Below are 6951 nucleotides of genomic sequence, written 5' to 3'. Positions count from 1 at the left end.
CTGCTGCTGCAGCAGTCGCGCGTGAGCTCGGACCTGCAGGAAGGCCTCATGCGCACGCGCATGGTGCCCTTCGATGCGCTGGTGCCGCGCCTGCGCCGCGTGCTGCGCCAGTCGGGCAGCGAAACCGGCAAGCAGGTCAACCTCAAGGTCGACGGCGCCAGCGGCGAAATGGACCGCAACGTGCTCGACCGCATGACCGCGCCGCTCGAGCACATGCTCCGCAACGCCGTGGCCCATGGCCTCGAGCTTCCCGCCGACCGCAAGAAAGCGAAGAAGCCGGAAGAGGGCCTGGTCCGCGTGCAGGTGCAGCGCGAAGGTTCCGAAGTCGTGCTCAAGATCAGCGACGACGGCCGCGGCCTGGACAAGGAAGCGATCCGCAAGAAGGCGGTCGAGCGCGGCCTGCTCAAGGCCGATGCCGAGGTCTCCGACGCCTCGCTTTACGGCTTCATCCTCGAGACCGGATTCTCCACCGCCGCCACCGTCAGCCGCCTGGCCGGCCGCGGCGTCGGCATGGACGTGGTCTACAGCGAAATCCGCCAGCTCGGCGGCTCGCTCAGCATCGAGTCCGAAGTCGGCAAGGGCAGCACCTTCACCATCCGCCTGCCGTTCACCCTCGCGGTTACCCAGGCGGTGTTCGTCAAGATCGGCGACACCAGCTTCGCGGTGCCGATCGCTTCGGTGCAGGGCGTGGGTCGCATGAGCCGCGCCGAGCTCGACAAGCAGCTCGCCACCGAGCACCCCAGCTTCACCTACGCCGGTGAGTCCTACGCCATCCACGACCTGGGCACCCTGATCGGGCATGCCCCGGCCAAGGCGCAGGACAGCCTGCAGATGCCGCTGCTGCTCGCCCGTTCCGGCGACCTGCGCGCCGCCATCTGCATCGACCAGGTGCTGGGCAGCAAGGAAATCGTGGTCAAGCCGGTGGGTCCGCAGGTCAACTCGATCCCGGGCATCTTCGGCGCCACCATCATGGGCGACGGCCGTGTGGTCGTGATCCTCGACGTCGCGCCGCTGGTGCGCCGCCAGGCCAGCATCGACCGCAGCATCGAACTCGTGCCGGCCGCGCCGGCCCCGGCCGCCCGCCGCATCCCGGCGGTCATGGTGGTCGACGACTCGATCACGATGCGCAAGGTCACCGGCCGCGTGCTCGAGCGCCACAACATGGAGGTGCTGACCGCGAAGGACGGCGTCGACGCCATCGAGAAGATGGCCGAGCGCGTGCCCGACCTGATGCTGCTCGACATCGAGATGCCGCGCATGGACGGCTACGAGCTGGCCCAGAACATGAAGTCGGACCCGCGCCTGAAGGACGTGCCGATCATCATGATCACCTCGCGTACCGGCGACAAACATCGCCAGCGCGCCTTCGACATCGGCGTGAACCGCTACCTCGGCAAGCCCTACCAGGAAGTCGAGCTGATGCGGAACGTGTTCGAGATGCTCGGCATGGAGCCCGCCAATGCTTGAGTCGCCGGTCCGCGTCGCCCTGCTGGCCCGCCCCGGTGATGCCCGCGACCAGCTCCGCCGCGCCCTGGCGGAACTGGGCGCACAGCTGGTCGCGGAAGGCGATCCGGCCGATCTCGACCCGGGCACCGTGGCCGGCGAGAAGCCCACCGTGGTGCTGGTCAGCCTGGAGCCTGCGGTCGAGGAGTCGCTCGACCGCTTCGAGGATCTGCTGGCCGCGCCCGGTATCGATGTGATGTACGACGACGCCGAGGTCACCCGCGGCCTCGACGGCTGGGACCTCGCGCGCTGGGCCCGCCATCTCGCCGCGAAACTGGTTGGTTCCGACCTGCTGCCCCCCGCGCCCAGCGACGCCGACCACCTGCCCGTGGTGGACCTGTCCATGGAACCGGGCGCACCGCGCACGCCGGCCCAGGAAATGGATCACGAAAAGCTCGAGGACTATGCCGCCGAGTCGCTCGACCTTTCCGAGTGGGTGCCCACGAACCCTTCGCTGGCCGCCGAGCCCGTGGCGGCCGCGCCGGATCCCGGGCCCGAGGCCGGCATCGACCTCGACCTCGATCTCGGCGACCTCGAGCAGGCCATGGGCCGCGTCGACGCGCCGGTCGACGCGGCGCCCGCGCCCGAACCCGCCATCGAAGACCTGGAGTTCGACGCCAGCAGCTTCGACATCGACCTCTCGGCCCTGCCGGACGAGAACGCGCCGCTGCCGACCCTGGACGAGGTCGAGCCGCTGTCGTTCGGCGATGACGCCGGCAACGACGAGCCGCTGCTGGCGGACGTCGAGCTCGAGGGCGGCCCCGTGAACTTCTCGTCCTTCACCGACGACGACCTGGCGCATTCGGACAGCGTCGATGACGACGTTGCCGCGCTCGCCGCCCAGCTGGAAGCCTTCGAGGCCCAGGATGAGCGTGCCGTGGCCCAGGAGCCGGACTTTGCCACCGACTTTGGCTCGTTCGACCAGGCACCGGCCGCGCCGGCGCCGGCCGCGCCGGTGGGAAGCGGCGCGCCGACGGCCGGCGCCTCGATTTTCGGTGCGCTTGAGCTGGTGCCGATGGACGACAGCGACGATGCCGCCGCCACCGCGAGCGCGCCGCCCGAGGTGCCCGCGCCGGCGTTTGTCACTCCCGCCGCCGCAGCCGCGCTCACCCTCGCGGCCGAGGGTTCGATGCACGGCAACACCGCCAATCGCGGCGTGCTGCTGGTGCTTGCCGGCCTGGGTGGCCCCGACGCGGTGCGCCAGCTGCTGTCCGCACTGCCACCCACGCTGCCGGTCCCGGTGCTCCTTTACCAACACCTCGACACCGGCAAGCACGATCGCCTTGTTGGCCAACTTGCGAAAGCCAGCCGCCTGCCGCTCGAACTGGCGGTGTCGGGCAAGCTTGCGTACCCGGGCCGCGTTGCCGTCCTGCAGCCCGGCATGGGCGTGTCGCACCACGACAACAGCTTTGAGTTCGCGGCCGTCAGCGGCCTGGTCGACGTCGTCGCGGCGCTGCCGGCCGCCGACAGCGTGGTGCTGGTGCTCAGCGGCGCCGACCCGAGCGTGGTGCCGGCGGTGCTGGCACTGAAGGACGCGGGCGCGGTGGTCCTTGCCCAGGACCCGGCCAGCTGCTTCGACGCGGTCGCGTCCGAACAGGTCATCGCCGCCGGCGCGGTGTCGGCCGGCCATGCCGACCTGGCGCGCCTGACCATTGATTGCTGGAACTGAAGCAAAGGATCCGGAGTAGACCCATGAATGCCCAGCGCGACATCCGAGGCGTGTTGATCACCGTCACCCAGGGCCGCCTGCTGTTGCCCAACGCCAGCGTCGCCGAGGTCATCACCTACTCGGACCCGGAGCCGGTGGGCGACGCCCCCGAATGGCTGCTCGGTCGCGTCCGCTGGCGCGGCTGGCGCCTGCCGCTGCTGTCGTTCTCGCGCCTGGCCGGGTGGTCCGGCGAGGACGGCCAGATGGGCGCCAAGGTCGCCGTGCTCAAGGCGCTGGGCAACAACCCCAAGCTGCCGTTCTTCGCGGTGCTGTCGCAGGGCTTCCCGCGCCTGGTCACGGTGTCGCGAAGCGCCCTGGCGGAGAACCAGGACATGAAGGAGCTGCCGCTTGGCGTGCATTCCCGGGTCACGCTCAACGATGACCCGGCCGTGGTGCCCGACCTGATGAGCATCGAGCTGCTGATCCAGAAGGCCCTCGACCAGGCCCAGGTCGCCGCCTGATACCCGCTCGCTGTAGAACGGACTGAAGTCCCTCCTACATTCTGATGGCTACAGATCGCCGAGGCGGGATTGGAGGGCCGCGATAGCGGCCAGTCCCGCGGTCTCGGTGCGCAGGATGCGCGGCCCCAGCCGCAGGCCCTTGAAGCCTGCCGCGCGCAGCGTGGCCAGGTCTCGTTCCGACAGCCCGCCTTCCGGCCCCACCACCAGTGTCACTGCGTCGGTGGCCGGCAGGGACGCCAGCGTCAGTTCGCCCTCGGGGTCCAGCATCAGTTTCAGCCCGGCGTGCGCGCCGCCGGCCCACTGCGCCAACGCCAGGGGCGAGGCCAGTGACGGCACGCGGGCACGCCCGCTCTGTTCGCAGGCCGCCACCAGCACGCCCTGCCAGTGCGCCAGGCGCTTGGCTGCGCGCTCGGCGTCGAGCTTCACCTCGGTCCGCTCGGTGTTGATCGGCGCGAACGCGGCGACGCCGAGCTCGGTGCCTTTCTGCAGGACCAGGTCCATCTTCTCGCCCCGCGCCACGCCCTGGGCCAGGGTGATGGCCAGCGGCGATTCGTTCGCCAGCGCGCGCGCGCCGGTAACTTCCGCCTCGGCGCCGCGCTTGCCCACGGCGACCAGGCGCGCATCGTAGTCGTGGCCATCGCCGTTGAACAGCACCACCGCATCGCCCACGCCCAGCCGCAGCACGCGGACGAGGTGGCCGGTGGCCGTCTCGGACAGGGTGGCGGTGGCGCCGACCGACAGCGGCGCGTCGACGTGGCAGCGGATGGTCCTCATGCGCGGGTTGCCTCCTGGATGGCCGAGGTGGTGACGGCGGCCAGGTGCAGGAGTTCCTCTTCGCCGACGCAGTAGGGCGGCATCCAGTAGAGGATGTCGCCCAGTGGCCGCAGCACCACGCCGCGCTCGATCGCGTGCCGGTAGGCGCGCAGTCCGCGGCGGTCGGCGGCGGGGAAGGGCGTCTTGCCCGGACCGTCCGCCGTCAGCTCGATGGCCAGGATCATGCCGGTCTGGCGCACCTCGGCCACGTTCGGGTGCGCCGCCAGCGGTGCCGCCAGTTCGGCCATGCGCGCGGCGGTGCCGCGGTTGCGCGCCAGCACGCCGTCGCTGTCGAAGATGGCCAGCGAGGCCAGTGCGGCCGCGCAGCCCAGCGGATTGCCGGTATAGCTGTGCGAATGAAGGAAGGCGCGCTCGCGCGAATCGTCCAGGAAGGCGTCATAAACCGCGGCGGTGGTCAGCACCGCCGACATCGGCAGGAAGCCGCCGGTGAGCCCCTTCGACAGGCACAGGAAATCGGGCGAGACGCCGGCCTGCTCGCAGGCGAACAGCGTACCGGTGCGGCCGAAGCCGACCGCGATCTCGTCGGCGATCAGGTGCGCGCCGTGGGCATCGCAGATCTCGCGGGCGCGGCGCAGGTAGGCCGGGTGGTGCATGCGCATGCCGCCGGCGCACTGCACCAGCGGCTCCAGGATCAGGGCGCAGACCTGGCCGGGGTGCGCCTCGAAGATCGCCGCCAGTTCGTCGGCGCGGCGCAGCGCGCAGGCCTCGGCGCCCTCGCCGGGCGCGGCCTCGTAGGCGTCGGGCGAGGGCGCGAACAGCGGCTCGAGCAGCAGCGGCGCATACACCCGGCGATACAGCGGGATGTCGCCCATCGACAGCGCGCCCAGGGTTTCGCCGTGGTAGCCGTTGCCCAGCGCGATGAAGCGCGTGCGCCCGGGCTCGCCGCGGTTGGCGTGGCTGTGGAAGCTCATCTTCAGCGCGATCTCGACCGCGGCCGAGCCGTTGTCGCCGTAGAACACCCGCGACAGGCCCGTCGGCGCCTTGGCCAGCAGCGCCTCGGCCAGGGCCAACCCCGGGGCATGCGAGAAGCCGGCGTAGATCACATGCTCGAGCTCGCGCGCCTGGGCCGCGATGGCCTCGGCGATGCGCGGCTCGGCGTGGCCGAACAGGTTGGTCCACCAGCTGCTGACGGCGTCGAGGTAGCGCACGCCGTCCACGCCCTCGAGCCAGGCGCCGCGGCCGCGCCGGATCGGCACCAGGGGCAGGGTGCCGGGGTGTTCCTTCATCTGCGTGCAGGGGTGCCAGACCGCGGCCAGGTCGCGCGCGCGCCAGGCGTCGGCCTCGGCCCGGCGGGTGCTATCGGTGTCGGTATCCATGCGCGAATGATCCGGCCCGCGGCCCGGCCTGTCCATGGACACCGCAGCCGTCACGCCCAGCGGCTAGAATCGGGGCATGTCCGAGCCCGCCGACCGATCCCCGCCGCCCGCCAGCGCGCGCCCGCTGCCCGTCATCCACGCCCGCGAGGAGCATGGCGCCGAGGGCGCCCGGCGCGAGCACCTGGACCTGGAGTTCAGCAACGGCGAGCGCCGTCGCTACCATCGCGCGCTCAGCAGCGGGCATGGCTCGGTGATCATCGCCGCGGTGCCCGATCCCGAGCATGTGCTGCTGGTCCGCGAGTACGCCGCCGGCGTGCACCGCTACGAGCTGGGCCTGCCCAAGGGCCGCATGGACGCCGGCGAAACGGTGCTCGAGGCCGCCAACCGCGAGCTGAAGGAGGAAGTGGGCTTCGGCGCCCGCAAGCTCACCGCGCTGCGCGCGATCACGCTGGCGCCCACCTACATGAACCACGAGATCCACCTGGTGCTGGCCGAAGACCTGTACCCCGAACGGCTGCCGGGCGACGAGCCCGAGGAGCTCGAGGTCATCCCATGGCGCCTGGACCGGCTGCACGACCTGATGCTGCGCGACGACTGCTCCGAGGGTCGCTCGCTGGCGGCGCTGTTCATCGTGCGCGAAGTGCTGCGGGGTCGCGCGTGAGCCCACTGCGCGCGGGCGGCATCGCCCTGGCGGTGGAGGCGGGCGCGGCGATCCTCGCCGTCTACGCCCAGGACTTCGCGGTCGAGCACAAGGACGACGCCTCGCCGCTGACCCAGGCCGACCTGGCGGCGCACCGCATCATCGTGCCGGGCCTCCAGGCGCTGGCGCCGGACATCCCGGTGCTGAGCGAGGAAGACGCCGGCATGCCCTGGTCCGAGCGGCGCACGTGGACCCGGCACTGGCTGGTGGATCCGCTGGACGGCACCCGCGAGTTCGTGAAGAAGAACGGTGAGTTCACCGTCAACATCGCGCTGGTCGAAGCTGGCCGGCCGGTGCTCGGTATCGTTTACGCACCGGTGCCCGGCTTGCTGATGCACGCCGCGGCGGGCGAGGGCGCCTGGCTGCGGACCGAGGCCGGCGACGTCGCGGTCACCACCCGCCGCCCGGCCGCGCTGCCGCTGCGCGTGG

7 protein-coding genes are annotated in these 6951 nt (G+C 71.4%); 5 read left to right on the top strand and 2 right to left on the bottom strand.

Translation table 11 applies throughout. The features are described from left to right. The 3 genes from Q0C12_RS14280 to Q0C12_RS14270 all read left to right on the top strand — a co-directional run. Window positions 1-1467 (top strand): response regulator (locus Q0C12_RS14280; RefSeq protein WP_290891349.1); only part of this gene is annotated, 1467 nt, incomplete at its 5' end. Then, window positions 1460-3172 carry a chemotaxis protein CheB gene (locus Q0C12_RS14275; protein WP_290891347.1) on the top strand — a complete coding sequence of 571 codons (1713 nt, stop codon included), beginning with the start codon at window positions 1460-1462 and terminating at the stop codon, window positions 3170-3172. The genes Q0C12_RS14280 and Q0C12_RS14275, both read left to right, overlap by 8 nt. A 23-nt stretch (window positions 3173-3195) precedes the next feature. Beyond that, complete coding sequence (locus tag Q0C12_RS14270) at window positions 3196-3672, top strand: chemotaxis protein CheW (RefSeq protein WP_290891345.1); 477 nt, start codon at window positions 3196-3198, stop codon at window positions 3670-3672. A gap of 48 nt (window positions 3673-3720) precedes the next feature. Here the strand turns inward: Q0C12_RS14270 and Q0C12_RS14265 are convergent, their stop codons facing one another. Both Q0C12_RS14265 and bioA read right to left on the bottom strand, forming a co-directional pair. Continuing rightward, complete coding sequence (locus Q0C12_RS14265; RefSeq protein ID WP_290891343.1) at window positions 3721-4446, bottom strand: 16S rRNA (uracil(1498)-N(3))-methyltransferase; 726 nt, start codon at window positions 4444-4446, stop codon at window positions 3721-3723. Further along, window positions 4443-5822: an adenosylmethionine--8-amino-7-oxononanoate transaminase gene (bioA, locus tag Q0C12_RS14260; protein ID WP_290891341.1), complete on the bottom strand. Its 1380-nt coding sequence runs from the start codon at window positions 5820-5822 to the stop codon at window positions 4443-4445. The genes Q0C12_RS14265 and bioA overlap by 4 nt, the downstream gene beginning before the upstream one ends. 76 nt (window positions 5823-5898) lie before the next feature. On the opposite strand from bioA, the gene nudE reads away from it, so the two are divergent. Next, the gene (gene nudE / locus Q0C12_RS14255) at window positions 5899-6483 is read left to right on the top strand and encodes an ADP compounds hydrolase NudE (protein ID WP_290891339.1); all 585 of its coding nucleotides are present in this window, start codon (window positions 5899-5901) and stop codon (window positions 6481-6483) included. Then, the coding region (locus Q0C12_RS14250; protein ID WP_290891337.1) for an inositol monophosphatase family protein at window positions 6480-6951 on the top strand (472 nt) is incomplete at its 3' end. The genes nudE and Q0C12_RS14250, both read left to right, overlap by 4 nt.

The sequence above is a fragment of the Arenimonas sp. genome (genome assembly GCF_022842045.1).
Taxonomy (GTDB): domain Bacteria; phylum Pseudomonadota; class Gammaproteobacteria; order Xanthomonadales; family Xanthomonadaceae; genus Arenimonas.
Note: the sequence above shows the minus strand (reverse complement) of the source record. Positions and strands in the feature narration are given on the sequence as shown.

What these genes read in the sequence shown, in the direction of transcription:
- Q0C12_RS14265 (WP_290891343.1), bottom strand. Translation starts at nt 4,446, where the DNA reads ATGAGGACCATCCGCTGCCACGTCGACGCGCCGCTGTCGGTCGGCGCC.
- Q0C12_RS14270 (WP_290891345.1), top strand. Translation starts at nt 3,196, where the DNA reads ATGAATGCCCAGCGCGACATCCGAGGCGTGTTGATCACCGTCACCCAG.
- bioA (WP_290891341.1), bottom strand. Translation starts at nt 5,822, where the DNA reads ATGGATACCGACACCGATAGCACCCGCCGGGCCGAGGCCGACGCCTGG.
- Q0C12_RS14275 (WP_290891347.1), top strand. Translation starts at nt 1,460, where the DNA reads ATGCTTGAGTCGCCGGTCCGCGTCGCCCTGCTGGCCCGCCCCGGTGAT.
- nudE (WP_290891339.1), top strand. Translation starts at nt 5,899, where the DNA reads ATGTCCGAGCCCGCCGACCGATCCCCGCCGCCCGCCAGCGCGCGCCCG.